The sequence below is a fragment of the Ensifer sp. ENS02 genome, from assembly GCF_014851885.1.
GTDB classification, from domain to species: Bacteria; Pseudomonadota; Alphaproteobacteria; order Rhizobiales; family Rhizobiaceae; genus Ensifer; species Ensifer adhaerens.
On record NZ_JACVAO010000009.1, the window covers coordinates 289,365 to 312,883 of the forward strand.

The 23,519-nt window shown below is 61.4% G+C and carries 26 protein-coding genes and 1 tRNA gene; 10 read left to right on the top strand and 17 right to left on the bottom strand.

The window, feature by feature from the left end; translation table 11 throughout:
- Nucleotides 1–75: 75 nt before the first annotated feature.
- Together IB262_RS20965 and IB262_RS20970 are read right to left on the bottom strand one after the other, a co-directional pair.
- Nucleotides 76–738 carry a DsbA family protein gene (locus tag IB262_RS20965; RefSeq protein WP_060517076.1) on the bottom strand — a complete coding sequence of 221 codons (663 nt, stop codon included), beginning with the start codon at nt 736–738 and terminating at the stop codon, nt 76–78.
- A gap of 88 nt (nt 739–826) precedes the next feature.
- Nucleotides 827–2,641 carry an extracellular solute-binding protein gene (locus IB262_RS20970; protein WP_082566348.1) on the bottom strand — a complete coding sequence of 605 codons (1,815 nt, stop codon included), beginning with the start codon at nt 2,639–2,641 and terminating at the stop codon, nt 827–829.
- A 272-nt stretch (nt 2,642–2,913) separates the two neighbouring features.
- Between IB262_RS20970 and IB262_RS20975 the strand changes: the two genes are divergently transcribed.
- Nucleotides 2,914–3,543, top strand: coding sequence for an invasion associated locus B family protein (locus tag IB262_RS20975; protein WP_034791027.1), 630 nt, complete (start codon nt 2,914–2,916; stop codon nt 3,541–3,543).
- 78 nt (nt 3,544–3,621) lie between these two features.
- Here IB262_RS20975 and hspQ read toward each other — a convergent pair whose 3' ends face one another.
- The 3 genes from hspQ to IB262_RS20990 form a co-directional block, all read right to left on the bottom strand.
- Nucleotides 3,622–3,951, bottom strand: a complete 330-nt coding sequence (hspQ, locus tag IB262_RS20980; protein ID WP_034791060.1) for a heat shock protein HspQ — start codon at nt 3,949–3,951, stop codon at nt 3,622–3,624.
- Nucleotides 3,952–4,234: 283 nt separating this feature from the next.
- Nucleotides 4,235–5,644 (bottom strand): type I glutamate--ammonia ligase, encoded by a 1,410-nt coding sequence (gene glnA / locus IB262_RS20985; protein ID WP_034791062.1) that lies wholly within the window; start codon nt 5,642–5,644, stop codon nt 4,235–4,237.
- Nucleotides 5,645–5,709: 65 nt separating this feature from the next.
- A complete protein-coding gene (locus IB262_RS20990; protein WP_003528058.1) occupies nt 5,710–6,048 on the bottom strand; it encodes a P-II family nitrogen regulator in 339 nt (112 codons plus the stop codon).
- Between the two features lie 6 nt (nt 6,049–6,054).
- Here IB262_RS20990 and IB262_RS20995 point away from each other — a divergent pair, with 6 nt between their 5' ends.
- Both IB262_RS20995 and IB262_RS21000 read left to right on the top strand, forming a co-directional pair.
- Nucleotides 6,055–6,297 carry a hypothetical protein gene (locus tag IB262_RS20995; protein ID WP_143034211.1) on the top strand — a complete coding sequence of 81 codons (243 nt, stop codon included), beginning with the start codon at nt 6,055–6,057 and terminating at the stop codon, nt 6,295–6,297.
- 94 nt (nt 6,298–6,391) lie between these two features.
- Nucleotides 6,392–7,867, top strand: a complete 1,476-nt coding sequence (locus IB262_RS21000) for an NAD(P)H-hydrate epimerase (RefSeq protein WP_112975410.1) — start codon at nt 6,392–6,394, stop codon at nt 7,865–7,867.
- A gap of 68 nt (nt 7,868–7,935) precedes the next feature.
- Here the strand turns inward: IB262_RS21000 and gpt are convergent, their stop codons facing one another.
- Entirely contained in the window at nt 7,936–8,433 is a 498-nt protein-coding gene (gpt, locus tag IB262_RS21005; protein ID WP_034791068.1) for a xanthine phosphoribosyltransferase, read from the bottom strand.
- A gap of 129 nt (nt 8,434–8,562) precedes the next feature.
- Nucleotides 8,563–9,318: a competence/damage-inducible protein A gene (locus IB262_RS21010; RefSeq protein WP_112975409.1), complete on the bottom strand. Its 756-nt coding sequence runs from the start codon at nt 9,316–9,318 to the stop codon at nt 8,563–8,565.
- 164 nt (nt 9,319–9,482) lie between these two features.
- On the opposite strand from IB262_RS21010, the gene wrbA reads away from it, so the two are divergent.
- The 3 genes from wrbA to IB262_RS21025 all read left to right on the top strand — a co-directional run bounded on the left by wrbA (nt 9,483) and on the right by IB262_RS21025 (nt 10,853).
- Complete coding sequence (gene wrbA, locus IB262_RS21015; RefSeq protein ID WP_034791083.1) at nt 9,483–10,082, top strand: NAD(P)H:quinone oxidoreductase; 600 nt, start codon at nt 9,483–9,485, stop codon at nt 10,080–10,082.
- 229 nt (nt 10,083–10,311) lie between these two features.
- Nucleotides 10,312–10,554, top strand: coding sequence for a DUF2188 domain-containing protein (locus tag IB262_RS21020; protein WP_034791085.1), 243 nt, complete (start codon nt 10,312–10,314; stop codon nt 10,552–10,554).
- A gap of 80 nt (nt 10,555–10,634) precedes the next feature.
- The gene (locus IB262_RS21025; RefSeq protein WP_034791089.1) at nt 10,635–10,853 is read left to right on the top strand and encodes a hypothetical protein; all 219 of its coding nucleotides are present in this window, start codon (nt 10,635–10,637) and stop codon (nt 10,851–10,853) included.
- Nucleotides 10,854–10,937: 84 nt separating this feature from the next.
- Here IB262_RS21025 and IB262_RS21030 read toward each other — a convergent pair.
- The 5 genes from IB262_RS21030 to IB262_RS21050 all read right to left on the bottom strand — a co-directional run bounded on the left by IB262_RS21030 (nt 10,938) and on the right by IB262_RS21050 (nt 14,290).
- Nucleotides 10,938–11,022: transfer RNA gene (locus IB262_RS21030), tRNA-Leu, on the bottom strand.
- Between the two features lie 70 nt (nt 11,023–11,092).
- Nucleotides 11,093–11,344, bottom strand: a complete 252-nt coding sequence (locus IB262_RS21035; RefSeq protein ID WP_112975408.1) for a hypothetical protein — start codon at nt 11,342–11,344, stop codon at nt 11,093–11,095.
- Nucleotides 11,345–11,448: 104 nt separating this feature from the next.
- On the bottom strand, nt 11,449–12,159 hold the full coding sequence (locus IB262_RS21040) for an HAD family hydrolase (protein WP_210337648.1): 711 nt from the start codon (nt 12,157–12,159) through the stop codon (nt 11,449–11,451).
- Nucleotides 12,160–12,163: 4 nt separating this feature from the next.
- A complete protein-coding gene (locus IB262_RS21045; protein ID WP_034791097.1) occupies nt 12,164–12,754 on the bottom strand; it encodes a hypothetical protein in 591 nt (196 codons plus the stop codon).
- Between the two features lie 81 nt (nt 12,755–12,835).
- Nucleotides 12,836–14,290, bottom strand: coding sequence for a TrkH family potassium uptake protein (locus IB262_RS21050; protein WP_112975406.1), 1,455 nt, complete (start codon nt 14,288–14,290; stop codon nt 12,836–12,838).
- Nucleotides 14,291–14,445: 155 nt separating this feature from the next.
- Here IB262_RS21050 and ilvA point away from each other — a divergent pair, with 155 nt between their 5' ends.
- Together ilvA and IB262_RS21060 are read left to right on the top strand one after the other, a co-directional pair.
- The gene (gene ilvA, locus IB262_RS21055) at nt 14,446–15,693 is read left to right on the top strand and encodes a threonine ammonia-lyase (protein ID WP_034791101.1); all 1,248 of its coding nucleotides are present in this window, start codon (nt 14,446–14,448) and stop codon (nt 15,691–15,693) included.
- 74 nt (nt 15,694–15,767) lie between these two features.
- Entirely contained in the window at nt 15,768–16,088 is a 321-nt protein-coding gene (locus IB262_RS21060) for an HlyU family transcriptional regulator (protein WP_112975405.1), read from the top strand.
- 171 nt (nt 16,089–16,259) lie between these two features.
- Here the strand turns inward: IB262_RS21060 and IB262_RS21065 are convergent, their stop codons facing one another.
- Nucleotides 16,260–18,233, bottom strand: coding sequence for a bifunctional 2',3'-cyclic-nucleotide 2'-phosphodiesterase/3'-nucleotidase (locus IB262_RS21065; protein ID WP_060606514.1), 1,974 nt, complete (start codon nt 18,231–18,233; stop codon nt 16,260–16,262).
- Nucleotides 18,234–18,475: 242 nt separating this feature from the next.
- Here IB262_RS21065 and IB262_RS21070 point away from each other — a divergent pair, with 242 nt between their 5' ends.
- Nucleotides 18,476–19,723: a GGDEF domain-containing protein gene (locus tag IB262_RS21070; protein ID WP_112975404.1), complete on the top strand. Its 1,248-nt coding sequence runs from the start codon at nt 18,476–18,478 to the stop codon at nt 19,721–19,723.
- Between the two features lie 14 nt (nt 19,724–19,737).
- On the opposite strand, the gene IB262_RS21075 is transcribed toward IB262_RS21070, so the two are convergent.
- Nucleotides 19,738–20,199, bottom strand: coding sequence for an Lrp/AsnC family transcriptional regulator (locus IB262_RS21075; RefSeq protein WP_034791115.1), 462 nt, complete (start codon nt 20,197–20,199; stop codon nt 19,738–19,740).
- Nucleotides 20,200–20,354: 155 nt separating this feature from the next.
- Between IB262_RS21075 and ald the strand changes: the two genes are divergently transcribed.
- On the top strand, nt 20,355–21,473 hold the full coding sequence (gene ald, locus IB262_RS21080) for an alanine dehydrogenase (RefSeq protein ID WP_034791117.1): 1,119 nt from the start codon (nt 20,355–20,357) through the stop codon (nt 21,471–21,473).
- Between the two features lie 53 nt (nt 21,474–21,526).
- Here ald and IB262_RS21085 read toward each other — a convergent pair whose 3' ends face one another.
- The 3 genes from IB262_RS21085 to sseA form a co-directional block, all read right to left on the bottom strand.
- A complete protein-coding gene (locus IB262_RS21085; protein ID WP_090295550.1) occupies nt 21,527–21,994 on the bottom strand; it encodes a DUF1203 domain-containing protein in 468 nt (155 codons plus the stop codon).
- Between the two features lie 92 nt (nt 21,995–22,086).
- Nucleotides 22,087–22,650 (bottom strand): GNAT family N-acetyltransferase, encoded by a 564-nt coding sequence (locus tag IB262_RS35970; RefSeq protein WP_034791121.1) that lies wholly within the window; start codon nt 22,648–22,650, stop codon nt 22,087–22,089.
- 4 nt (nt 22,651–22,654) lie between these two features.
- Nucleotides 22,655–23,509, bottom strand: a complete 855-nt coding sequence (sseA, locus tag IB262_RS35975; RefSeq protein ID WP_244546735.1) for a 3-mercaptopyruvate sulfurtransferase — start codon at nt 23,507–23,509, stop codon at nt 22,655–22,657.
- Between the last annotated feature and the right edge of the window lie 10 nt (nt 23,510–23,519).

The window sequence follows — 23,519 nt, forward strand, 5'->3', positions numbered from 1 at the left end:
AAAAACCGTACTGCCGCGTGGTGCGGCAGTACGGTCGAGGTCTGTCGAGCAAGTCTGTTTCAGGTCGTGCCGAGATCAGTTCGGCTTGCCGCTCGCCTTCATCTCGGCGATTTCGCGCAGCGCATTCGTCAATACGTCGACCGATTGCGCGCCCATCACGGCATATTGTCCTTCGAGGATGAAGCAGGGAACGCCGGTCACGCCCATCTCGCGGGCCATGCCAACCTCTTCCTTGACCGCATCCTTGTCGGCATCGGAGCCAAGCAGAGCCGCAACGACGGGGCGATCGAGCCCTGCTTGCTCGGCGATATCGAGCAGGACCGCGTGATCACCGACATTGCGGCCTTCTTCGAAATTGGCCTTGAACAGCAAGCCGACGACGGCCGACTGCGCCTGCTCGCCGTTGGTCGCGGCCCAGCGGACAAGCCGATGAGCGTCTAGCGTGTTCGGGCTGATCTTCACCGCATCGAAGTCGAAGGCGATGCCGTCGGCATTGCCGAGTTCGCGCAGCGTGTCGTGGGCGCGATCGACGGCCGCCTGGCCGCCGAGCTTCTCGGCAAGATGCCGCTTGTGATCGATCCCCTCGGGCGGCAGGTCGGGGTTGAGCTGGTAGGGGCGCCAATTGACCGTGACCAGCACGTCCGGAAGATTGGCAATCGCCTGGTCGAGCCGCGCCTTGCCGAGATAACACCAGGGACAAACAACGTCCGAGACAATATCGATGCTGACGGTTTGCATGGTGTGGGCGCCTTTCCTTGTTCGGTTGAAGGCGAGATAAGCCGGTTTCATCCGGCTTTCAATGCGTTACCAAAAGGGAACCAACCCTCTATTGTGCGTTTTGATCCCACCAGGTCGGAAGCTGGTAGCCGTAGAGCGGCATGGTATCGGGCCGGCCGATATGCTTGCGTCGCGCCACCCACTGTGCGTCGAGGTGATAGAGCGGCACCAGATAGGAATTGTTGACGAGCAACCGGTCATGCGCACGCACCGCCGCCGTGAAGTCTTCGCTCGTGCGGGCCTGCAGGATGTTATTGACCATCCGGTCGACGTCCTTGTCGGCGACGCCGGCGAAGTTGTCGCTACCCTGCCGGTCGCGCGCCTGTGAGGTCCAGCGCCCGGCCTGCTCGATGCCGGGTGACAGCGTCGAGGGGAAGGATTTGATGATCACGTCGTAGTCGAAGGACTGGCTGCGCTGCTGGTACTGCGAATCGTCGACAGTGCGCACGGACGCCTGGATGCCGAGAGGTGCGAGAAATCGCTGGTAGGCGAGGGCGATTTTTTCCTGGCCGGCATTCTGGCTCATGATCTCGAACGCGAGCGGTTTGCCCTGCGGGTCGACCATCTTGCCGTCCTTGATCTGATAGCCGGCCTCGCGCATCAGCGAGACAGCAACACGCAGCACGTTGCGATCGCGCCCGGACGCGTCGGTCACCGGCAGGCGATAGGTGCCGTCGAGGATCGCCGGGTTGATTCGATCGCGGGCGTCGCCGATCAGGCCGAGTTCGCGGTCGTCGGCCGGTGCGCCGAGAAAACTCAGCGCCGAGTTCTGCCAGTAGCTCTGCGTGCGCGTATAGGCGCTGTCGAAGAGGTTCTTGTTGACCCACTCGAAGTCGAAGACCAGCGCCAGGCCCTGCCGGAGCTTCAAGTTGTCGAACATTGGCCTGCGGGTATTGAAGACGATGCCGAGCATGCCGGACGGCGTCTTCGGCGTGAAGGTTTCCTTGACGACGTCGCCGGAACGAACCGCCGGGAAATCGTAGCCGCGCGCCCATTTGGTGGCGCTGCCTTCCGGATAGATGTCGATCTCGCCCTTCTTGAAGGCTTCGAACAGCGAGTTCTCCTGGAGGAAATACTCCACGGAGATCTCGTCGTAATTGTCCTGGCCGACCTTCGAGGGGAGGTCCTTGGCCCAATAGTCCGGGTTTCGCTTGTAGACGATGCGCTCGCCCGGTTTCACCTCTGCGACGCGGTAGGGGCCGGAGCCGAGCGGCGGCTTCAGCGTGGTCTGGTCGAAGGTCGCAAGGTCGATGGCATGTTTCGGCAGCACCGGCGACAGGCCGAGCAGGAGCGGCAGCTCGCGGTCGGCATCCTCGGTGAAGGTAAAGCGCACGCTGCGCTCCCCGACCTTTTCGAGCTTCGCCACCTTGGCCATGCGGTTGCTGAAGGGGACACGCCCCTTGTCACGCAGCAGCTCGAAGCTGAAGATCACGTCCTCGGCGGTAACAGGTTGCCCGTCGGCCCAGCGGGCCTTCGGGTTGAGATTGAACTGGATGAAGGTCCGGTCGTCATCCCACTCCACTGTTTCGGCGAGCAGGCCATACATGGTGAAGGCCTCGTCGCGCGAACGCTGCATCAGCGATTCGTAGACGAGGTTGCCGTATTCCGGATCCCACATGCCGCGCGCGGTGGTGCGCATGCTCTTCAGGATGAAGGGATTGAGGCTGTCGAAGCTGCCGACGACGCCATAGGAGATCTTTCCACCCTTTTTTACGTCCGGATTGACGTAGGGAAAGTTCTTGAAATCGGCAGGCAGCGCCGGCTCTCCGTGCATGGCAATCGCATGCACGGGAGCGGCTGCCGCAGCAGTGCCGAATGAAGTGGCGGTCAGGATCAGCGCCAGACCGGAAAGAATTGCACGCAAGGTCACCTCCCGTGAGGGGTATCAACAGGCCGATTCCCCGAACGTTACCAATGCCGACGGATGAATCCAACCGATCCGCGGTCCAAATTCCGCCTAGTATGAAGTCAAAAAATGACAGGAAACACTGGATAATCGAAGCGAGCCAATGTAACAGGTGTTTCCGGAAACGGGGTCATGCATTTGCCTTATTTGGCCAACAGGACAACGGCGGCTGACGATACTCACCTGCGGAACAACTGTTCCGTTACCGGATTTCAGGAGACGGAATCACAATGATCTTCAAGTCGAATATTGCAAAACGTTCGGGCATGGCAGCGCTGGCGCTCACTGTAGCTGCTGCGGGCGTTCCGAGCGTTGCGTCTGCACAGCAGGCTGGCGGCAAGCCGCCGCAGGGCTGGTTCAAGGTTTGCACCAAGCAGGAAGACAACGATGTCTGCATCGTTCAGAACCTGCTGACCGCCAACAACGGCCAGCTCGTGACCGCTGTCGGCCTCATCACCGTCTCCGGCAAGGTCAACCGCAAGATCATGCAGGTTTCCGTACCGTCCGCGCGCCTCATTCCGACCGGCGTTCAGATGCAGATCGACGGCGGCAAGCCGGTCAAGCTCGACTACGCCATCTGCATGCCCGACAAGTGCGTTGCAGAAGCGCCGCTTTCCGACCAGCTGATCGCCAGCCTGAAGAAGGGCAATGAGGTCGTCTTCACCTCGGTCAACTTCCAGCGCGCTCCGAACCCGATCAAGATGGCCCTGACGGGCTTCACCGGTGTGTTCGACGGCGAGCCGATCGAGCAGTCGCAGCTCGAAGAGCGTCAGCGCCTGCTGCAGGAAGAAATGCAGAAGAAGGCCGAGGACGCGCGCAAGAAGCTTGAAGAAGCCCAGAAGGCTGCCAAGCAGAACTAAGCGGCCCTCCGCAAACTCATAAAGAAACGCCCGGACCTCGCGGTCCGGGCGTTTTCATTTGTTCGAGAGCGCAGTGCCTTAGTGCCGGAACGTCGCCTTGGGCCTGTAGTGGCCGACGCCATCCTTGTCGAACAGGGCATCGACTTGCGCGTGGCGCATCGGCCGGTCGCTGTCGTCGAATTCCAGGTTCTGCTCGGAGACGTAGGCGACATACTCGCTGTCGTCGTTCTCGGCGAACAGGTGATAGAAGGGCTGATCCTTGCTCGGGCGGATCTCCTGCGGAATGGCGTTCCACCACTCCTCGGTGTTGGCGTATTCCGGGTCGACATCGAAAATGACGCCGCGGAACGGGAAAACCCGATGGCGAACCACCTGTCCGATCTCGAATTTGGCGTTTCTCTGTTTCATGACGCAACACATCCTTTCAGGAGATTATCTGGGTTGGCGAACCCAAAACATCAATAGGGAATTCCCTACACCCTCCATTGATCGATCTCGCCGCGCGTGTCCCGCGGACGCGCAAAAGTTGTTGGCAACATAATATCACACAATTCGACGGTTTCGTGCCGCTCCTTGTTCAGGGCGCTCGCAATCGTGCGCGCCAAAGAAAAGGCCGGCGGCTCCGTTTGAGGAGCCGCCGGCCCTTGAGCACGGCTTGAACCGGTTGCCGATGCCGCCGGTTCCAATGGTTTTAGACCGAGTAGTACATGTCGTACTCGACCGGATGCGGGGTCATTTCGAAGCGCATGACTTCCTGCATCTTCAGTTCGATGAAGGAATCGATCTGGTCGTCGTCGAAGACGCCGCCGGCCGTCAGGTACTTGCGGTCCTTGTCGAGGCTTTCCAGCGCTTCGCGCAGCGAGCCGCAAACGGTCGGGATCTTCTTCAGTTCCTTCGGCGGCAGGTCATAGAGGTCCTTGTCCATGGCCTTGCCGGGGTGCAGCTTGTTCTTGATGCCGTCGAGGCCGGCCATCAGCATGGCTGCGAAGGCGAGGTAGGGGTTGGCGGTCGGGTCCGGGAAGCGGACTTCGACGCGCTTGGCCTTCGGGTTGGTGCCGAACGGAATGCGGCACGAAGCCGAACGGTTGCGTGCCGAATAGGCGAGCAGAACCGGTGCTTCATAGCCCGGGACGAGACGCTTGTAGGAGTTCGTCGACGGGTTGGTGAAGGCGTTCAGCGACTTGGCATGCTTGATGATGCCGCCGATGAAGTAGAGGCAGGATTCCGACAGGCCGGCATATTCATCGCCGGCGAAGGTCGGCTTGCCGTCCTTCCAGATCGACAGGTGTACGTGCATGCCCGAGCCGTTGTCGCCGAAGATCGGCTTCGGCATGAAGGTTGCCGTCTTGCCATAGGCATTGGCGACCTGGTGCACGACGTACTTGTAGATCTGCATCTTGTCGGCGTTGCGCACCAGCGCGTCGAACTTGACGCCGAGCTCGTGCTGGGCGGCCGCCACTTCGTGGTGATGCTTTTCGACGGTGACGCCCATTTCGGACAGAACCGTCAGCATTTCAGAGCGCATGTCCTGGCAGCTGTCGATCGGCGGAACCGGGAAGTAGCCGCCCTTGACGCGCGGGCGGTGGCCGAGGTTGCCGGTCTCATAATCGGTGTCGTCGTTCGACGGCAGTTCCGAGGAGTCGAGCTTGAAGCCGGTGTTGTACGGGTCGGCCTTGTACTTGACGTCGTCGAAGACGAAGAATTCTGCTTCCGGGCCAACGAAGACTGTGTCGCCGATGCCGGATGCCTTGAGGTAGGCTTCAGCCTTCTTGGCCGTGCCGCGCGGGTCGCGGTTGTAGGATTCGCCCGAAACCGGATCGAGAATGTCGCAGATGATGACCATCGTCGACTGCGCGAAGAACGGGTCCATATGCGCTGTTTCCGGATCGGGCATCAGCACCATGTCGGACTCGTTGATGGCCTTCCAGCCGCCAATCGAGGAACCGTCGAACATGACGCCATCGGCGAACATGTCTTCGTCGACGCAGACCACATCCATCGTTACGTGCTGCAGCTTGCCCTTGGGATCGGTAAAGCGCAGGTCGACGAACTTGACGTCGTTGTCCTTGATTTGCTTCAGAATATCGCTTGCAGTCGTCATTTGCCGTTATTCCCTGTGTGAGATGACGAGGATTTGAAAAGAACCGGGCCGAACGGCCCGTGATGTCAGATGGCGTCGAGGCCGGTTTCGCCCGTCCGAATTCGGATGACTTCTTCCACATTGGAAACGAAAATCTTTCCGTCACCAATGCGGCCGGTTTGCGCGGCGTTGCGGATCGCCTCGATGACGGCCTCCGCGTTTTCATCCGCCAGCACGACTTCGACCTTTACCTTCGGCAGGAAGTCCACCACGTATTCGGCGCCGCGATACAGCTCCGTGTGACCCTTCTGCCGCCCGAAGCCCTTGGCTTCCGTGACGGTGATACCCTGCAGACCGACTTCCTGAAGGGCTTCCTTCACTTCGTCGAGCTTGAAGGGCTTAATGATCGCTTCGATCTTTTTCATGAGAAAATGTCTCTCCGCTTCTCCCTTGAAAGCAGGATCATGCCCGCTCGCCCTGAATATGCACGTTGCATGCCAGTTTTTCTGCGAAAATCTGTCAGAACGACAAAAAATCTGCTGTCGGCGCGCCGATTGCGGGATTTCCATACCTTTGGCGGGCGCGATCTGCCTATTTTTTATGATTTCCGATCGAAAGATGCCCGCTTTTTGCGGCGTCTCCGCGTCATTGCTGGCGCAAAGCTTGTTATTTGAGCAACAATTATGTGCAAATGCATGATTTTAAGGCAATCGTGGTGGCAGCGCTGAGGCCTTGCTTCACGCGCGTGGGCATGGATAAGTCTGGCGCATGCGCTCCGACCTTCAGCACCTGTTGATCACGCCCGCCGAAATGACGGCAATCGACCGGGCGGCAGCCCAATCCGGCATCGATAGTTTTACGCTGATGCGCAACGCCGGACTGGCGGTGACGGCGGCGGCCCTGCGACATTTTCCGGATGCCCGCCGCTTCGTCGTGCTCTGCGGTCCAGGCAACAATGGCGGTGACGGGTACATCGCAGCCCGCGGCCTTGCCGAAAGCGGGGCGGATGTCGCGGTGTTCGTCCTCGGCGATCCCGCCAGGCTTCAAGGAGATGCAGCGCGGGCCTGGTCCGACTGGAGTGGTCCTGCTGCGCCAATCTCTGCATTCGAACCACAGGCTGGCGATGTCGTCATCGATGCGCTCTTTGGGGCGGGCTTGTCACGCGACCTCCCTGACGACGTCGTTCACCTTATAGAACGGGTCAATGCCAGCGGCGTTCCGGTCGTTGCCATCGATCTGCCGAGCGGCATCGACGGCCGGACGGGCGAGATCCGGGGCGCCGCCTTTGCCGCTCGCCACACTGTCACGTTCATGGCGCCCAAGCCCGGTCATTGGCTTCTGCCCGGGCGATCCCTCTGCGGCACACTCAAGGTGTTCGATATCGGCATTCCCGCGCGCATTGTGCGTGCCGGCGCAGGTTCGCTGCGCCTCAACGCGCCGTTCCTCTGGGCGGGCTGGGGAGGTGACCTGGCGGCCTCGACGCACAAGTTCAAGCGCGGGCATCTGGTCGTTTTCTCAGGCGACCGCCAGGCAACGGGCGCGGCGCGACTTTCGGCGGCAGCGGGCCTTGCGGCTGGCGCTGGCCTCGTTACCGTCGCCACCGGCAAGGCCGCGCTCGGCATCAATGCGTCTCATCTGACGGCGGTGATGGTGAAGGAGATCGACGGAAGCCGGGAGCTTACCAAATGGCTGCAGGACCAGCGCCTGGGCAGCTTCGTGCTTGGGCCGGGTTTTGGCATCGGCAAGAAGGCGAGGGACTTTGCGCTTGCGCTCTGCGATCGCTCTCTGGTGCTCGACGCCGATGGCATCACCTCGTTCCAGACGAACCCCGGCGAACTGTTCGCGGCGCTGGCGAAAGGTGGCGGGCAAATGGTGATGACGCCGCATGATGGCGAGTTCGCTCGCCTCTTTCCGGAGATCGCCGGCGACGACGGGCTTTCGAAGATCGAGAAGGCGCAGGCCGCGGCGCGGGCGAGCCATGCCGTGATCGTCTACAAGGGCGCCGACACCGTCGTTGCCGCGCCGGACGGGCGGGCCGTCGTCAACAACAATGCGCCGCCGTGGCTGGCAACCGCCGGATCGGGGGACGTACTTGCCGGCATCGTCGGCGCACATCTGGCGAAAGGAATGCCGGCCTTCGAAGCGGCGATCGCAGCGGTCTGGCGCCATGGCGCAGCCGGGGCCAAGGCAGGGCCAGGCTTGACCGCTGAAACGCTGATCGGCGCGATACCGCCGATCAGTTGATCGTGAGCGCACAGGCGACAAACCACCTCTTGAGAGGCGACGTTCGCGGTGTCCGCCCAGATGCGCTATCAGCCGCGCGTGCCCTTGGCGATCGGCTCCTGGTAGGTGAAGCCCAAGTCCCAGGGGAAATAGATCCAGGTGTCCTGGCTGACTTCGGTCACGAAGGTATCGACGAGCGGCCGGCCCTTCGGCTTTGCGTAGACGGCAGCGAAATGCGCCTTCGGCAGCATTGCCCGTACTTCGGCCGCGGTCTTGCCGGTGTCCGTCAGGTCGTCGACGATCAGCACGCCTTCACCGCCATCCTTGGTGATTTCAGGCGTGATGCCCTTCAGCACTTTCATCTGCCCCTGCGTGTCGTAGTCATGGTAGGAGGCGACGCAGACGGTTTCGATCATCCGGATATTGAGTTCGCGCGAAATGATCGCGGCCGGAACCAGGCCGCCACGGGTGATGCAAACCATGGCACGCCATTCCTGGCCGTTGTCGGCCAGCCGCCAGGCAAGCGCCCGGGCATCGCGGTGGAACTGGTCCCAGGAAACGGGAAAGGCTTTATCGGGCAGCGACATGGGTGGGCTCCGGCTTGTCTGAACGAGGGTAAGGCGAAGCGTCCGGCAGATCGGGCAGGCGGGAACGCGTCATCCTGATTTGCCGACATGCAATAACGGCATTGAGGCCTTGAGTGCAAGGGCTTCGCGCTATCCCTTTGCCCGCGCATCGGCGATTGCCTGGATCATCGCCTGGACATCAGCCTCCGCTGCAGCAAGCGCTTCCGGATCGCGGGCCCGCACGACGATATCCGTCGAGAAGGTCTTGCCGTCAAATTTCGGGTAGGAGCCGATGCTCGTCTCCGGATGGTTCTTCTGCACTTCGGTCAGCGGGCTGCCGATATCGCCCTCGCCGAAGGGCGAGCGTACGGTGCGGGAGAGGAGGGGCGAGCCGACGTTCAGGCCGGGCAGCAGCGCGTCGAGCATGGCCTGGAAGACCTGCGGCACGCCGGCCATGACATGCACGTTGCCGATGGCGAAACCAGGCGCTGTCGATACCGGGTTGGGGATATGGCGTGCACCGAATGGCATGCGCGCCATGCGCTTGCGCGCGTCGGTAAACTCCATGTTGCGGCGTTCGTACATGGCTCCGAGCAGCGCCATCGCCTCGGGCTCGTAGATGCATTCGACGCCGAAGGCGCGAGACACGGCATCGGCCGTGATGTCGTCATGCGTCGGGCCGATGCCGCCGGATGTGAAGACGTAATCGTAGCGGCTGCGCACCGCATTGATCGCCTCGACGATCGCCGCCTCGTCGTCGGCGACGATGCGCACTTCCTTCAGGTCGATGCCGACCATGGTCATCATGTCGGCGAGGTGACCGATGTTCTTGTCCTTGGTTCGCCCCGACAGAAGTTCGTCGCCGATGGCGACCATGGCGGCAGTGACGACTTTTATGCTGCTCATCGGGTGATCCTGTTTGTTTAGTCAGTCATTTAACAGTGAATTATTATTGTTCACATTGCGAGAACAGTCTGTTTCCCGGACGGCTCCTGGCATGCGGCTGCATTTTGATAAATCTTCCGCGCAGCAGTGATCAAGTGGGATCGCTTGTATCCAAAGGAGCAATTATGGCCAAGGTTCTCGTTCTCTACTATTCGGCATACGGACACGTCGAAACCATGGCTTACGCCGTGGCCGAAGGCGCCAAGTCTGCCGGCGCCGAAGTCGACGTCAAGCGCGTTCCGGAACTGGTGCCGGACGAGATCGCCAAGGCCTCTCATTTCAAGCTCGACCAGGCCGCGCCGATCGCCCATGTCGAGGAGCTTGCCCAATACGACGCGATCATCTTCGGCGCCGGCACGCGCTTCGGCACCGTTGCTTCGCAGATGCGCAACTTCATCGACCAGACCGGCAGCCTGTGGGCGTCTGGCAAGCTGGTCGGCAAGGTCGGCTCGGTCTTCACGTCCTCGGCCACCCAGCATGGCGGTCAGGAATCCACGATCCTCGGCTTCATTCCGACGCTGATGCATCACGGCATGGTCGTCGCTGGTCTTCCCTACGCATTCCAGGGCCAGATGGGCCTCGACGAAATCAAGGGCGGCTCGCCCTATGGCGCCTCGACGATCACCGATGCCGACGGCTCACGCCAGCCGTCCGAGGTCGAACTCCAGGCGGCCCGCTTCCAGGGCGCACACGTCGCCAAGATCGCTGCGAAGCTTTCGGCCTGATCATTTCGACGCAATCGTTTCAAGAGCTTAGGCGGCGCCGCAAGGGGCCGCCTTTTTGTTTTGCGGCTAGCCTTTCCGGGTGATTCGCGAATGTGGCAATTCCTACCACACTTGTGCTAATATCCGCGGCGTTCGGCATTGAGTATGCCTTTGACGAGGAGGAATGCAGGGCCGTGCGGCAACGGCCCGCCGAAGACGGAAACGTCTTTCGGATTATCGGGAGGGAAGTATGGCGCGAATTACGTACACCATCGTTCCTCATGACGGCGGATGGGCCTATAAGGCCGCCGACGCCTTTTCGGAACCCTTTCCCAACCGCGAAACGGCGCTTGCCGCCGCCAAGGCCGCCGCCGCCGAACAGCAAGTCGGCGGCGACGACGAGGAGATCAGCTTCCAGGACGAAGAGGGCCACTGGCACTTCGAACACACGGATGGCGGCGATCGGCCTGAAGCGACCGTCGAAGACGGCTGAAACGGTCAAGGCGACCGGCTCATTGCGAACACACAGCGTTTAGTATTGCGTGCACACCATCTCTCCACGGAGGATATTCGATGCACTACAGCGTTCAGATCTTCACCTGGACCCCGCGGCAGGGTGTCCACCAGGTCGGATCGGCAATCGAGGTGGACGCCCCCAATTCCAAGGCGGCAGCGGTCTCGCTTCTCGGCCTCAGGCTGGAAAACCAGGGATGCGCAACGAAACTCGCCGTCCGCGTCTGGCACGACGACGCCTACCAGGCGGAATGCGATTGTTATTACTACAACAACTGAGCGGCCAGTCTCGCCGGCGCAACGTCTCGCCCTCCTGAGAGCGTCGGATGCGCCTATCCTGTTGATCCTTGAAAACCGATTGCCTGGTGCGGGCGGCGGGGATCGAACCCGCACAGCCAAGGCCGAGGGATTTTAAGTCCCTTGCGTCTACCAGTTTCGCCACGCCCGCATACAGCCTAGATCAAACACTCAGGTCAAACAGTCAAGGGTGATCGGGGGGTTCGGGGTGGACAACGCGCTTAGGCGCGCTGTTCTCTCGTCTTCATGAAGTAGAAGACGGCCGCGGCAATCAGTGCCCCAAGGCCGTAGACGATAAACGCGTCGACAAACGGCCAGCCCGAATCGAACGAGTGGATGGCGGGTGCGGGAAACAACAGAACCGCCAAACCCGCGAGGCGCGAGGAAAAGACGCTCAAAGCCGAAACCTTCCGCAGCAACCAATGAGCATGCCCACCACCACCATCGATATCGCTGAAAACAAGCGCCAACATTGGTTCCCCTCATCTAAGCCACCATGGGGACGATAAGCTGACTCGTGTATCATCGATACGGATCATCTTATAATTGCAGTCGACTTGGCGCTTGCGGACGACAGTCAAGCCTTCAGTGTCAAGCGCTCAAGGACCGTGCCCAACCCGCCGAGATCCGCAATCTCGCGAAAACGCGGATGGTCCTCCGGCTTATCGTGGTGTTCGAACGACCAGGTGAGCGCGTGCGGGACATAGACACCCCAGCTTCCGGCACCGAGTGCAGGCACGATATCCGACTTCAGCGAATTGCCGACCATCATGCTTTTCAGCGCTCCGTCGCCGTGGCGTTTGAAGATGCGCTCGTAGGTGGCGACGGTCTTGTCGCTGACGATCTCGACGGCGTTGAAGTAGTCGCCAAGGCCGGAGGCGGCGAGCTTGCGCTCCTGGTCGAAGAGATCGCCCTTGGTGATCATGACAAGGCGAAAATGGCCGTGAAGCGCCTCGAGGGTTTCCTTGACATGCGGCAGCGGTTCGACCGGGTGCACGAGCATGTCGCGCCCAGCGGCGAGGATCTCGGCAATGACGGAGGAGGGCACCTTGCCATCGGTGACGTCGACGGCGGTTTCGACCATGGAGAGCACGAAGCCCTTGATGCCGAAGCCGTAGAGCCCAAGGTTGCGCTTCTCTGCGGCAAGCAGCCGGTCGGAGAGATGTTCGGTGTCGGTGTGCGGCCTCAGAAGCTCGGCGAAGCGCGCTTCCGTCAGCCGGAAGAACTGCTCGTTCTGCCAGAGTGTATCGTCGGCATCGAAGCCGACGGTCGTTACAGTATGGGGCATAATATTACGGTCCGGCAATCTTGAAGGGTTGGTCGACGCTGGCGCTTTTGCCGCTGTTGACGTCATTGAAGTGGAAGCGCAGCACATAGTCGCCGGCAGGCGCGCCGGAAACGTCGATGGTCAGCGTCGAATAGATTTCCTGGTTTCTGAGGTGGCCTGTGAAGGTGAAATCGCCGAACGCCTTCTGGCCGGCGAGCACGTCGCCCTTCGGATTGAGAATATCGAAATCCACGGTGAAGTGGCTTTCGAGTTGGCCTTTCGTTGCCGAATCCTTCCACGTGAGGCCGATCGGCTCGATATAGGAGATCAGCGACTCTCCCTCCTTGAAGACTGCGCCCTCGCGCGGATCGTACATGGCGTAGCCAGTCGGCGCCTTGGTCACGAAAACCGCCTTGCCGATCGCCAGCGGCAACGTTTGCGAAAAGTCGCTCATCGCCTGGCGGAGCAGGTCATGGGCTTTCGCCGCGTCGCCGGAAGCCGCGAGCTTTTCGGCCTGCACCGCCGCGTCGGCAAGCGGGCCGGCATGGGCCGCGAGACCAGCCGAAAGCGTCACGGCGGCGGTCAGCATCGCCAGACGACGTATATGTTTCACCATGACGTTCCCCCATCGCCGGTTTCGACCGACTTTCGGCATCTGCTGCACCGAGTCAAGACGATAGGGCCGCCAGGCGAATGGTCAATGCTTCCAGAAGACCGGCGTCAGGATTACCAGCACGGTCAGCACTTCGAGACGACCGAGCAGCATCATCAGCGACAGCAGATAGAGTTCGGGATCGCCGAGCGTCGAGAAGTTGCCGGCCGGCCCGATGATCGGACCAAGGCCCGGGCCGACATTGGAAAGGCAGGTAATGACGGCCGAAGTGGCGGTGACCAGATCGTAGCCGAGCGCGCCCATGGCGAGACTGCCGAGCACCCAGAGCAGCATATAGGTGATGAAGAACAGGAAGATGGAGCGCTGCGTGTCCGCGTCGACGGTGTTGCCGCCATAGCGCACCGCATAGATCGCATTGGGGTAGACGATCTTGTTCAAACCCGACCGGATCGCATTGAAGAGCACGATGAAGCGATAGGCCTTGATGCCACCGGCGGTCGAGCCGGAGCAACCGCCCATGAAGGTGGCGATGAAGGCTGCGATGACGACGAAGGGCCCCCAGAGGCTGTAGTCCTGGCTGGCATAGCCGCTGGTCGAGAGGATAGAGGTGATGTTGAAGAAGGAGTGTGCCAGCGCCAGATGGAATTCCACGCCATTGGCGAGCCGATGATAGACGGCAACGGCAATCGAGAAGGCCGAGAGATAGCCGAGGAACACGATGATCTGCGGGTCGCGCAGCGCATCCAGCCTGCCACGGGCGACCAGCACGATCAGGATCGAGAAGGGCAGGCTGCAGAGCGCCATGAAGAAGGTGGCGGTCCAGAGCAGCGGAATGCTGCCGAAATAGGCGAAGGATGCGTCATGGGTGGAAAAGCCACCCGTCGCCACCGTCGACATCGCGTGGTTGATCGCATCGAAGCGGTTCATGCCCGTCAGGAAATAGCCGATCGTGCAGAGAAGCGTGATGACGACATAGATCGCGAGGAAAGCGCGGCTGAAGCTCGCGAGCCGGGCAAATGGTTTGTCGCCGGTGTCGGAGGATTCCATCTTGAAGAACGACATGCCGCCGACCCTGAGATAGGGGATGACGAACAGGCCGAGCACGACGATGCCGATGCCGCCGAGCCAGCACAAAAGTGACCGCCAGAGGAGGAGCCCGGGCGGCGCATCGTCCAGACCGACGATCACTGTCGCACCGGTCGTCGTGATGGCCGAGACGGATTCGAACAGTGCCTGGGCAAAATCGAGCTTCATCGATGACAGCCAGAGCGGGATCGCGCCGACAACCGAGAACACGGCCCACAGCATATTGACGAGAACAAAGCCGAACTTCTTGGAGAAGGGCGGCGGGCCCATGCGCGTCGCCATGAAGGTCGCAAGCGAAAGGCCGCCGACCATGAACGCCGAAGCGGCAAAGATCTGCCAATCCGAATGGCCGTAATAGAGATCGACCATCGCCGGCACCAACATAGCGCAGGCAAGATATATGCCGAGGATCGCCGAAATGTGCACGGCATGCCGGATCAGGGTTGCGTTCAAGCGTTTATTTCCCGGAAGAACAGTGTGGCCGTGCCGGTGGAACGGTCAGTGCGTCATTTTCAACGTCGGCCCGATTCGAGTCAAAGCCATGGCTTCGGGCGTTGCGATGTGCAATAGCGACGGCCAGCGACCAACTCAACGGAAGACCGCACGTGATGAAGCAGGATGTCGAAACCGCAACCGAAGCCTTGCGGGAGATCTTCCCGCCGACGCCGCTGCAGCTCAACGAGCATTTGAGCGCACGCTACGGTGCGAATATTTATCTGAAGCGCGAGGATCTTTCGCCGGTTCGCTCCTATAAGATCAGGGGCGCCTTCAACTTCTTCCGCAAGGCGATCGGTGCCGGCGCCTCGGGTAAGACCTTCGTCTGCGCCTCGGCCGGCAACCATGCCCAGGGCTTCGCCTTCGTCTGCCGCCATTTCGGCGTTCCGGGTGTCGTGTTCATGCCGGTGACGACGCCGCAGCAGAAGATCGACAAGACCAGGATGTTCGGCGGCGAGTTCATCACCATCAAGCTGGTCGGCGATATCTTCGACCAGTGCTACAAGGCTGCCCGCGACCACGTGGAGGCGATCGGTGGCGTCATGGTGCCGCCTTTCGACCACGCCGACATCATCGAGGGACAGGCAAGCGTCGCGGCGGAAATTGCCTGGCAACTGCCGGAAGAGGTGGTTCCGGATCTCGTCGTGCTGCCGGTTGGCGGTGGCGGTCTTGCCGCCGGCGTCACCGGCTACCTCAAGGATAAGGTTGCAGCCGATCACTTCATCTTCTGCGAGCCGTCGGGTGCGCCGAGCCTGCGCGAAAGCCTGGAAACCGGCAGCGTCGTGACCCTCGATCAGGTCGACAACTTCGTCGACGGTGCCGCGGTTGGGCGCATCGGCGACCTCAATTTTGCGGCACTTCGGCGTTTCTCGCCTGACCAGGTCATGTTGCTATCGGAGAACGCGATTTGCCAGACGATCATCGACATGCTGAATGTCGAAGGCGTCGTGCTTGAGCCGGCTGGCGCTCTTTCGATCTCGGCGCTGGAAGCGCTAGGACCGGAGACGCTTGCGGGCAAGACGGTGGTCGCGGTCGTTTCCGGCGGCAACTTTGATTTCGAGCGCCTGCCTGACGTCAAGGAGCGGGCGATGCGCCACGCCGGCCTCAAGAAGTACTTCATCCTGCGCATGGCGCAGCGGCCGGGCGCGCTCCGCGACTTCCTCAACCTGCTCGGCGACGAGGACGACATCTCGCGCTTCGAATATCTGAAGAAGTCAGCGCGCAACTTCGGTTCCATCCTGATCGGCATCGAGACGAAACATGCCGAGAATTTCCCGGTGCTGAAGGCTCGCTTCGACGCCGCGGGACTGCGCTACCAGGACATTACCGAGAACGAGATCCTTTCCAACCTCATCATCTGACGGGAGTGGGCGTCGCGGTCAATTATCGGCACTTAGGCTTTGACAGTGTTGGCCGCGGCGTCTAAGTCTTGGGCATGGCATCGTTTTTCTCGAAATTGTTCGGCCGTTCCGGCAACTCCGAAGACCAGGCGCAGGCAGCACCGGGGAAATCCGAGGCCTATGCCGATTGCACCATCCGTGCGACGCCGATGCGCGAGGGCTCGCAGTTCCGTCTGGCGGGTAATATCGAGAAGGTCTCGGCCGAAGGCAGCGCCAAGGTTCGCAGCTTCATCCGTGCCGATCTCTTCACGTCCGAGCAGGACGCGATCGACGCGGCGCTGCGCAAGGGGCGCCAGATCATCGACCAGACCGGCCCGTCGCTGTTTTCCGACGACGCCTCGTCGCGCCAGGTCTGAGCCGGCTCGTCTCTTCAAGATAATCTAATGTAAACATAAGTTTGCCTGTCGAAGCTCATGTCTTGCAGTAGGAGTGCCGTGGGCTTGTGTCGGCGGTTCAGCTGGCTGATCGACTGCGCGCCAAGTGTGTGGGCGGCCGCAAGCGGCGGCCCACACTGATCGGTTGGGGACTCAGAGCTTGATGCGGAAGCGCGCAAAACCCTCGGCGGCATCGCCAGCGTCCTCGATCGTCACGCCCTTCACCTGTGCCAGGAACTGCCGTGCCTTCGGTCCACTGTCGAATGTCACGCTCGTCCCGGCGAGCGGAACGAAGGTCCAGTTGGCGTCGGCCGACGGATTGATCGTGCCCTGGTCGATGATGTAGCGCACCACCACATCGCGGTTGGTGTCGGGAGCCACGAACACCACCTTGTCGGCGGTGATGTCGGGGAAGTTGCCGCCGCCGCCGGCCCGGTAGTTGTTGGTGGCGACGACGAATTTCTGCGCCGGATCAATCGCTTGTCCATTGAACTGCAGGTTCTTGATGCGGTTCGATGCGGCGTTGATCGTGTTGCCGTCCTTGTCGAACTTCGGCGGTACGGAAAGGTCGATCTGATAGGTGACCCCGTCGATGACGTCGAAATTGTAGGACGGGAAGCCGCCGTTGATCAGCGGCGCGTCGGAAGCCCCCGGCTTGACCTCGTTGAAGATGCCGGCCGACATTTCCAGCCAGTTGCGCACCTGTTCGCCTGTTATGACCACGGCCTGCACCGTGTTCGGATAAAGGTAGAGATCGGCGACGTTCTTGATCGCGATGTCGCCGGCTGGAACGTCGGTGTAGTAATCGGCGCCGCCGCGGCCGCCGGCCTTGAAGGGGGCCGCGGCCGAAAGCACCGGCAGGTCGCGGTGCTCGGTGTCCTTCAGCATGTCCTTGATGTACCAGGTCTGCGCCTGGCTGACGATCTGGACCGACGGGTCGTCGGCAACCAGGGCGAAGTAGGAATAGAGCGGCGCGCTGGTCTTGCCGACGGGCGTGCGCACATAGGCAAGCGTCGCCTCGTGGTCCTTTTGTGCGGCGGCCAGAACGTCTTTTCGATCGGCGACTTCAGCCACGACTTTCTTTTCAACGCGGCGATAGATTGGCCGCGCTTCGCTTGTCGAGCTGACGACGCGCCAAGCGCCACCCTCACGCTCGATCAAGAGGTCGATCAGGCCGAGATGCGAACCCCAGAAGCCGCCCATGACGCCGGGCTTGCCGGAGATCAGGCCCTTCTTGTTGTCGACGCCGCCAACGCCGTCGAACTTCGGCCCAGGAAAATCGAGATGGCTGTGTCCGGTGACGATCGCATCGATACCTTCGATCGCGGCGAGCGGAACGGATGCGTTCTCGAGGTTCTCCGCATAGGCTTCCTGGCCAATGCCGGAGTGGGAGAGCGCCACGACGATGTCGGCGCCTTCCTCGCGCATCTGCGGCACCCAGGCTTCCGCCGCCTTGACGATGTCGCGGGCATCGGCCTTGCCCTCCAGGTGCTTGGCGTCCCAGGTCATGATCTGCGGCGGTACGAAGCCGATGAGACCGATGCGGATCTGATGCTCCTGGCCGGAACCGTCCTTCACCTTGCGGTCGAGGATGACATAGGGCTTCAGGAACAGCTCATCCTCCCGCGCATTGGCGGCAAGCGCTCCCTTCGTCAGGTTGGCGCAGACGAGCGGGAAGTTCGCCCCGTTCAGCACCTTGAACATGAAGTCCAGGCCATAGTTGAATTCGTGGTTGCCGAGCGTGCCACAGTCATAGCCGAGCACGTTCATGGCCGCGACGATCGGGTGGAGATCGCCGTCCTTCATGCCACGCTGATAGGCGATGTAGTCGCCCATCGGGTTACCCTGCAGGAAGTCGCCGTTATCCACGAGGATGGAGTTGGTCGCTTCGGCGCGGATGGCGTCGATGATGGAAGCGGTGCGCGCAAGGCCGACCGTGTCGTTCGGCTTGTCGCCGTAATAGTCGTAGGGGAAGACGTGGACGTGCAGGTCCGTCGTTTCCATGATCCTGAGATGCGCCTGGTTAGCGGCAGCGCGAACCGAGAATGGATGCAACATGACGAGTGCCGAGGACGCTGCGGCCCCCGCAAGAAGCGAGCGGCGCGTGAGGTTAAGCGGGGAAGTCATCGATGTCATGCGGTCCTCCATTGATCAAGAATGCGGGTCTTCATGGAAACGGGATGCAATCGGGAGTTTTGTTCGTCGGAAGGCGAACGACGGTGGGTGGGCGCCGACTATGCCGGAAAGCCGACGTTTCCGAAAGCGGCAGATTTTCGCACTGAAAGGTCGAGCGACAGCAGACATCCGGTAAAGTTTTCTTCAAGTTTCCTGGTTAACGGTGCTTGAGGAAACGGAACTTTCTCAAGCACATGCCAAACGCCAACCTTCTTCTCTTCGTCGGCGAGGCGCTGGTCTACGTCACGGCGATGATCGGGCTTTTGCACCTTCGTGCCCGGTTGGGTCTCGGGGTCTTTGTCGCGGCCCTCGGCGTCATGCACTTCATCGAGACCTATCTTGCCGCGGTCTTTTATGTGCAACTGCCGTTCGGCGTGATTTCGCCCGGATCGGCCGTGCTATTCTCCGGCAAGCTGATGATGATCCTCCTCCTCTATGTGAAGGAGGACGCAGCAACGGTGCGCCAGCCGATCTATGGCCTGCTCGCCGGCAATTTCCTGACGGTGGCGCTCAGCCTTCTGCTGCGGCAGCACGATACGGTGTCGATCGTCGCGGAGCGCTCCGCCGACCTCGCCTTCATCGACGAGATGGGGTGGCTGATGGTCTGGGGAACGACGATCCTCTACTTCGATGCGCTGATGATCATCCTGCTCTACGAGCGCCTCGGGCGGTGGTTGCGTCACTTCGTGACCGCCCGTTTCCTCATCTGCGGTTTCGTGGTGCTCACCTTCGATCAGGCCGCCTTCTATGCGGCGCTGCGCTGGTGGAACGGCGCCCCGGCCGAGGTCTTCTGGGGCGGCTGGATGGCGAAAATGCTGGCAGCACCCTTCTATGCCATTGCCGTCGGCCTTTATCTTAACCTCTCGCGCCACCCGTCGCTTGCCATGTCGGACCGGCCGCTTGGCGACATCTTCAACACGCTGACCTTCCGTGAGCGCTACGAGGACCTCTTGTCGCGCTCCGGGCAGGACACGCTGACGGGCTCGCTCGACCGCAGCCGGTTCGAGGCCGAGGCACCGGCAATGCTGCGCGCCGCGAGCGCCGAAAACGCAGCCGTGACGCTGATGATCATCGACGTCGACCACTTCAAGGGTGTGAACGATCGATTTGGCCACCTGGAAGGGGACCGTGTGTTGCAGCGTCTGGTGGAAACGGTGAAGTCGAAATTGCGCCCGGTCGACCGGCTGTTTCGCTATGGCGGCGAGGAATTCGTGATCCTGTGTCCGGCAATGATGCATGCCGATGCGCTGCGCCGCGCCGAGGAGATCCGGATTGCGATCTCAGATCAGATTGCGACGCCGGACGGTCGCTCGGTTACGGCGAGTATCGGGCTTTCTTCGACGCCTACCGATGGGGTCTCTGTCGAGGATTTACTGGCGCAGGCCGATCTGAGGCTCTACGCCGCCAAGGGACGCGGCCGCAATTGCGTCGTCGGCCGATAGGTTTTCGGCCGCTTTCAGATGCCGACATTGGGCCGATCGATGATTTCGCGCAGCGAGAAGCTGGAATTGATCTTCACCACATGGGGCAAGGCCGAAAGCCAGTCACGGTGAATGCGTTCGTAGTCTTGCAGATCCTTGGCCGCGACCCGCAGGATGTAGTCATATTCTCCCGACATCAGGTAGCAGACAAGCACGTTCGGACAGAGCTTTACCGCTGCCTCGAATTCGGCGAGCGTCTTTGCGAACTGCCCCGAGAGCGAAATATGCACGATGACCATGATCTGGTAGTCGAGCGCCTTGTGGGCGATCCGCGCATGATAGCCGGCGATCGTTCCCGATTTTTCCAGGATGTCGACGCGCCGAGAACAGGCGGACGGAGAGAGTCCGACCTTCGCTGCGAGGTCGGCATTCGAGATCCGGCCGTTCTGCTGAAGAATGCGCAGAATCGCATGATCGATGGCATCAAGTTCGCTCATTCGTGATTTCCCTCAATCCTGCGCCCATTGTCGCAACATTCTTCGAAATCAATGCGCGCTGGCTTTCGTCTTTGCAAGGACATTCGATTGTCGGCGTGTTTTGCTGATTGCCTCATCAAAAGCGGCGCAAAGCCCAACAGGAGAGGAACGCAAGGATGCGTGTCGGTTGCCCGAAGGAAATCAAAAACCATGAATATCGTGTCGGCTTGACGCCCGGCTCGGTGCGTGAATATGTTGCCCATGGCCACGAGGTAATCGTGGAGACCAAGGCCGGGGCAGGGATCGGCGCGGACGACGATGCGTACCGTGCCGCTGGCGCGAAAATCGTCGCGACGGCGAAGGACGTGTTCGAAAAGTCGGACATGATCGTCAAGGTCAAGGAGCCGCAGCCCTCCGAATGGGCGCAACTGCGCGAAGGCCAAATTCTCTATACCTATCTGCATCTTGCGCCCGATCCGGAACAGACCAAGGGCCTGTTGAATTCCGGCGTCACGGCGATTGCCTATGAAACCGTCACCGACGATCGCGGCGGCCTTCCGCTGCTTGCGCCGATGTCGGAAGTTGCCGGGCGCTTGGCGATCCAGGCCGGTGCGACCTCGCTGCAAAAGGCCAATGGCGGCCGCGGCATCCTGCTCGGCGGCGTGCCGGGCGTGCTGCCGGCCAAGGTGACCGTCATCGGCGGCGGTGTCGTCGGCCTGCATGCCGCCCGCATGGCGGCGGGTCTTGGCGCTGACGTCAGCATCATCGATCGCTCGATCCCGCGTCTGCGCCAGCTCGACGATCTCTTTGCCGGCCGCGTGCACACGCGCTATTCGACCATTGACGCGCTGGAAGAGGAAGTGTTTTCAGCCGATCTTGTCATCGGCGCCGTGCTCATCCCGGGGGCAGCAGCACCAAAGCTTGTGACCCGCGAAATGCTGACCGGCATGAAGAAGGGGGCTGTCATCGTCGATGTCGCCATCGACCAGGGCGGCTGCTTCGAAACCTCGCATGCCACGACCCATTCCGATCCGACCTATGAAGTCGACGGCATCGTGCATTACTGCGTTGCGAACATGCCGGGTGCCGTGCCGGTGACCTCGGCGCATGCGCTCAACAACGCGACACTGCATTATGGTCTGCAACTCGCCGACAAGGGCCTGAAAGCGATTGCCGAAGACCGGCATCTGCGCGCCGGCCTCAACGTGCACCGCGGTCGCGTCACAAACGCACCCGTCGCTGAAGCACTCGGCTATGATGCCTATGCGCCGGAAGCGGTGCTGAACGTCGCCTGACGGAATTGATCCAGCGGCCCGGCAGCGATGCCGGGCCGGTTGCCACGAAGGCGTCAGGCGGTGACGATCCGGCACTGGTAGCAGCTGTACTTGGTCGAGCGCACATGGACGGCTGAAATGTCGGATTGTGCCAGCAGTTCATTCGCTCGAGTTTCAAGCTGTTCCCTGGCGATTACGTCACCGGTCCCATAGACGATCCGTTCGTCGGGGCCGTAGCCGCGCAGGAGATAGCTGTCACGCGAGCTCAGGATCGGCGGCAGGGTTTCGCCATCATGCGCCGGGCACGCCTCGGCGTGCATGAACACCGGGCCGGTTTCCGCATAAGGCTGCAATGAGGAAAACGGTCGAAGCGCGAAAACCAAATAGGGCGCGCCGGCTTCGACATAATCCAGGCAATGACGGCACGGTACGCCGTCGCCATCGGAGATCTGTCGCTCCGGCGCATTGCCATACGCGTCAAGCCCGCCCTCTCTCATCCGGCGGGCTTCCGCGTCAGACATCGGAATATAGCGCAGCGACATCGTGTATCTCCTTGATCGGCTTGAATTGTTCGATCAGGAGAGTGCACCGGCCGCAGCCATCGGGACACCCGGAACTTGCCGGATGGTGTTCGTCAGAGGTTTTTCACCAGGCTCAGAAGCTCGGCATCGGTCAAAGGCTCGACCGTGGCCTCGCGGGTCGCGACTGGCGAGAAGCCGAATTGCTGATAGAGCTGCAGCGCGCGGGGATGGTCGAGGTTGTTGGTGGTCACCTTCAGCTTGCTCGGATTCAGCGCCCAGGCGGCAAACAGCGTCTGCAGCAGGAACCATTTGCCGAGCCCGAGGCCGAGTGCGTGTTCCATCAGCCCGAAATGCACAAGTTCGACCACATCGTCGTCGCCCTGATGCAGTTCGAAGAATCCGGCCGGCGCGCCGTTGACGTAAAGAACCGTCACGCTCCTCCGCTTGTCGCCAAGCAGTGCTGCCAGATCCTCGTCGCTCATCCGCAGCCGTTCGGTCCAGTGCCAGCGACGTCCGACGCGCAGATAGAGAAACCGATAGTAGCCGAGCGGAATGTCGGAGACGCGCAGGATCGCCGTCTGGATATTGACCGGCATCGGCAGGCTCTGCTTCGGCGGAGCGGTCATTTCGAGTTCGGTGACGTGCGCCGTCAGTGAGGCGAGCTTCGGAGGGCGCATGGCGTCACTCGCGACCTGTGACGACGGCGGTGTCGGTGCGGCCACCCCATTCCGACCAGGATCCGTCATAGAGCGTGTTGTCGGTGTGGCCGAGCGACTGTAGCGCCAGGGTGATGATGGCGGCAGTTACGCCCGATCCGCAGGTCGTGACCACGGGCTTCGAAAGATCGACGCCGGCCGCTGCGAAGGTCTGGCGGAGGCTCTCAAGATCCTTGAGCTTCCCGTTTTCCGAAAAGACGCCGGAAGGAAGGCTGTGGGCGCCGGGCATGTGACCGGAACGAAGGCCGGCACGCGGCTCGGCTTCCTCGCCATAAAAACGCGGGGCGCCACGGGCATCGGCGATCTGGATCGCGCCGTCGGCGACGATCTGCTTCATTCCGGCCAAGGAGGTAACGGCGGTGGGCGTAAAGCTCGGCTTGAACGTGGCCGGCTTGGGCGAGGGGACATCCGTGCTGACGGGTCGGCCTTCCCGGTTCCAGCCGTCCATGCCGCCATCGAGCACATAGACATTCTTGGCACCCATGATGCGCAGTTCCCACCAGACGCGCGGCGCCGTCATGATGCCCGGGCCGTCATAGACGACGATCGTATCCGTCTCGCTGACGCCAAGCGTGCCGACGGCTTCAGCAAAGGCTTCCGGCGAAGGCAGCGTATGCGGCAGGCCGCTCGTATGGTCGGCAATGGCGTCCTGGTCGAAGAAGACAGCACCGGGAATGTGGCCGGCGTCGTATTCCGCCTTCGGGTTGCGCTTCTGTGCCGGCAGGTACCACGAGGCGTCCAGGATCCGGATCGAGGGATCGCCGAGGCGCTCCTGCAGCCAATCGGCGGAAACGACAAAGGCGCTCTTGTTGTTGGTCACGATCGCAACT

Excerpts from the sequence above, each read along its gene's own strand:
- hspQ (WP_034791060.1), bottom strand. The coding sequence starts at position 3,951 with ATGAAACAGAGAAACGCCAAATTCGAGATCGGACAGGTGGTTCGCCAT.
- gpt (WP_034791068.1), bottom strand. The coding sequence starts at position 8,433 with ATGTCGCTGCCCGATAAAGCCTTTCCCGTTTCCTGGGACCAGTTCCAC.
- IB262_RS21040 (WP_210337648.1), bottom strand. The coding sequence starts at position 12,159 with ATGCCCCATACTGTAACGACCGTCGGCTTCGATGCCGACGATACACTC.
- IB262_RS21020 (WP_034791085.1), top strand. The coding sequence starts at position 10,312 with ATGGCGCGAATTACGTACACCATCGTTCCTCATGACGGCGGATGGGCC.
- IB262_RS21025 (WP_034791089.1), top strand. The coding sequence starts at position 10,635 with ATGCACTACAGCGTTCAGATCTTCACCTGGACCCCGCGGCAGGGTGTC.
- IB262_RS21035 (WP_112975408.1), bottom strand. The coding sequence starts at position 11,344 with ATGTTGGCGCTTGTTTTCAGCGATATCGATGGTGGTGGTGGGCATGCT.
- IB262_RS35970 (WP_034791121.1), bottom strand. The coding sequence starts at position 22,650 with ATGCGCCCTCCGAAGCTCGCCTCACTGACGGCGCACGTCACCGAACTC.
- IB262_RS21070 (WP_112975404.1), top strand. The coding sequence starts at position 18,476 with ATGCCAAACGCCAACCTTCTTCTCTTCGTCGGCGAGGCGCTGGTCTAC.
- wrbA (WP_034791083.1), top strand. The coding sequence starts at position 9,483 with ATGGCCAAGGTTCTCGTTCTCTACTATTCGGCATACGGACACGTCGAA.
- ilvA (WP_034791101.1), top strand. The coding sequence starts at position 14,446 with ATGAAGCAGGATGTCGAAACCGCAACCGAAGCCTTGCGGGAGATCTTC.
- IB262_RS21060 (WP_112975405.1), top strand. The coding sequence starts at position 15,768 with ATGGCATCGTTTTTCTCGAAATTGTTCGGCCGTTCCGGCAACTCCGAA.
- IB262_RS21000 (WP_112975410.1), top strand. The coding sequence starts at position 6,392 with ATGCGCTCCGACCTTCAGCACCTGTTGATCACGCCCGCCGAAATGACG.
- ald (WP_034791117.1), top strand. The coding sequence starts at position 20,355 with ATGCGTGTCGGTTGCCCGAAGGAAATCAAAAACCATGAATATCGTGTC.
- IB262_RS21045 (WP_034791097.1), bottom strand. The coding sequence starts at position 12,754 with ATGGTGAAACATATACGTCGTCTGGCGATGCTGACCGCCGCCGTGACG.
- IB262_RS20975 (WP_034791027.1), top strand. The coding sequence starts at position 2,914 with ATGATCTTCAAGTCGAATATTGCAAAACGTTCGGGCATGGCAGCGCTG.
- IB262_RS21010 (WP_112975409.1), bottom strand. The coding sequence starts at position 9,318 with ATGAGCAGCATAAAAGTCGTCACTGCCGCCATGGTCGCCATCGGCGAC.
- IB262_RS20965 (WP_060517076.1), bottom strand. The coding sequence starts at position 738 with ATGCAAACCGTCAGCATCGATATTGTCTCGGACGTTGTTTGTCCCTGG.
- IB262_RS20990 (WP_003528058.1), bottom strand. The coding sequence starts at position 6,048 with ATGAAAAAGATCGAAGCGATCATTAAGCCCTTCAAGCTCGACGAAGTG.
- IB262_RS21085 (WP_090295550.1), bottom strand. The coding sequence starts at position 21,994 with ATGTCGCTGCGCTATATTCCGATGTCTGACGCGGAAGCCCGCCGGATG.
- glnA (WP_034791062.1), bottom strand. The coding sequence starts at position 5,644 with ATGACGACTGCAAGCGATATTCTGAAGCAAATCAAGGACAACGACGTC.
- IB262_RS21065 (WP_060606514.1), bottom strand. The coding sequence starts at position 18,233 with ATGACTTCCCCGCTTAACCTCACGCGCCGCTCGCTTCTTGCGGGGGCC.
- IB262_RS21075 (WP_034791115.1), bottom strand. The coding sequence starts at position 20,199 with ATGAGCGAACTTGATGCCATCGATCATGCGATTCTGCGCATTCTTCAG.
- IB262_RS20995 (WP_143034211.1), top strand. The coding sequence starts at position 6,055 with ATGTCTCTCCGCTTCTCCCTTGAAAGCAGGATCATGCCCGCTCGCCCT.